Raw genomic sequence first — 500 nt, forward strand, 5'->3', positions numbered from 1 at the left:
TATCGGGCTTTAACGGTACCCAGCGGCCCCTGACGCTGCTTGCCCAGGATGAGCTCAGCCACACCACGCTCCAGGGTGTTCTCGTTGTAGACCTCATCGCGATAAAGGAAGAGAATGACGTCCGCATCCTGCTCCAGGGAGCCGGATTCACGGAGGTCACCGTTGTTGGGACGTTTATCTGCCCTCTGCTCAAGTGACCGGTTTAACTGGGAAAGAGCAATAACTGGACACGTCATCTCTTTGGCCAGCGCCTTGAGGGAGCGGGAAATTTCCTGGATTTCCTGGGTGCGGTTCTCTTTTTTCTCTGGACAGACCATCAGTTGCAGATAGTCCACCAGAATGAGCGCAGGCGCCCCGTATTTACGGGCATTACGCCGGACGGAAGTCCGCAGCGTGGCCGGGGTCTGATAACTGGTGTCATCGATAAGGAAGCGGTTTTCCCACTGCGACAGCATTCCCACCGCGCCACACACCAGTTCAAGGTCATGACTGGTCAGATT

1 protein-coding gene is annotated in these 500 nt (G+C 56.0%); it reads right to left on the reverse strand.

Annotated features, from left to right (window positions below):
* The coding region (locus tag BZK42_RS28055; RefSeq protein ID WP_282958102.1) for a DnaB-like helicase C-terminal domain-containing protein at positions 1–500 on the reverse strand (500 nt) is incomplete at both ends.

Source organism: Citrobacter braakii, from assembly GCF_002075345.1.
Taxonomy (GTDB): Bacteria; Pseudomonadota; Gammaproteobacteria; order Enterobacterales; family Enterobacteriaceae; genus Citrobacter; species Citrobacter braakii.